This is a genomic window from Treponema sp. J25 (assembly GCF_004343725.1).
In the GTDB taxonomy this organism is placed as follows: domain Bacteria; phylum Spirochaetota; class Spirochaetia; order Treponematales; family Breznakiellaceae; genus J25.
This window is the reverse complement of sequence record NZ_PTQW01000052.1, coordinates 1-1,474: the sequence shown is the minus strand read 5'-3', so window position 1 is coordinate 1,474 and position 1,474 is coordinate 1. Positions and strand designations below refer to the sequence as shown.

General features: G+C 42.1%; 1 protein-coding gene. It reads left to right on the top strand.

Features of this window, described 5'->3' with window-relative positions; translation table 11 throughout:
- On the top strand, positions 1 to 1,341 hold a 1,341-nt coding region (locus C5O22_RS12700), incomplete at its 5' end, for a hypothetical protein (RefSeq protein WP_207895388.1).
- Positions 1,342 to 1,474 lie beyond the last annotated feature (133 nt).

Genomic DNA, 1,474 nt, shown 5'->3' with positions numbered 1-1,474 from the left:
CAGTGGGGAATCTCTGGCGATCGACTTATCTCTGGTATTGGAGAAATGGCGATGGATTATCGAGAGAATGGCGTTGAAGCAACGCTTGCGCGTCTGGAAAATCAAGGATTGCTAGGGGTGGAAAGTGATGAACGCTTTACCCAGCAATTTTTAGATAAATCTACAGAAGATTGGATAACCCGTCGGTATGGATTCGATACTGCTCTTAAACTATCAGTTATGGCTAGTGAAAACGTACGCGCTCTATTTGCTAAAAATGTGGCTATCCGGGAGAAAGAACTAAAGAGCTTCCTTGGCGGAGAAAGTAAACGATTGTCTACTGAAGCTTCTTTCAGGGAAACTGAACTTAAAAAGCTTGTAGATGTTTTGAATGTTCAAGAGCGGTTTACAAATCTTTCTGAAGCTGATAAGAAGCGGTTACTTGAAGCAGGAATCGATATAGATAAATGTACTTCTACAGGGCAGACCATCTTGCAAGCGGCAAAAGCAGTTCTGCTTAAAGTTGGTCCGATATATTTGGATATGCTGCTTGGGCAAGGTGTTGATCGTCTTGCTGGTGGTAAGGGGATTGATTTACCGCCCGGAGTTGCTGGCATTACAGGAAATACGATTGGTGAATTTTTAAGGACCGGTAACGTGTCTTTGCCGTCCTTGGGCTCATTGTGTGAAGATGTCTTTACTGATATAGTATCGAGTGTAATCGGACAAAGTTTCAAAGGAAAAGATGCAAGTCGAGTAGGCGCAGTACTTGATCTCTTTGTTGCGGATTATCAAGCAGCTATTGAGGGTTTTGCTTTTGCGACGAAGATTTCCGGTCTTGTGCAAGAGTATCGAGATGCGCGATATACCGCAAATCTTCCCCCGGAACAATTATTCGAGATGTTTATTGATAAGAATAAGGGGATTGAAATCGCAAGCCAGATGGCAAGCTACCAGGCAGCAGCACAATTTATGGCAAATGGGTTTACGGATATAGACCAGGCCTTGATGAATCAACTGAAATACTGTGTAACTCGTCTTCCTGCTGAATCTCTGGCTCCAGATGCTGTTCAGAGGGCATACAAAAAGGGCGGTTATGTAGGTGTTTTTACTCCTGGTAATTCTGATGAACTTCTCAAAATGATCCTGAACATGACTACTGATGCACAGATATACAAGAGTTTTAAAACGACCGTGTATGGTTTTGAGTTGTATAAAGGTACGGTCTATGTTTCCGGGACAACAACGAATGAAAAACTTAATGATATTTATATGTGGCGAGATAATTTTAAGAATAGATCTTATGACAATAGAGTTGGATGGCAATGGAACCCACAAGGAGGCATGTCATGGTCGCGTTAAGGAAATGTGTGATACTAGCGATTTTGTTCGAGTTCATAAATTTTTCCCCAGCTGTAGCTCAAGAGCCTTTTTTGGATCCTCATTACAAGGAGTATTCTATTGGGACGATATTCGAGCGACACTTTGCGGAATA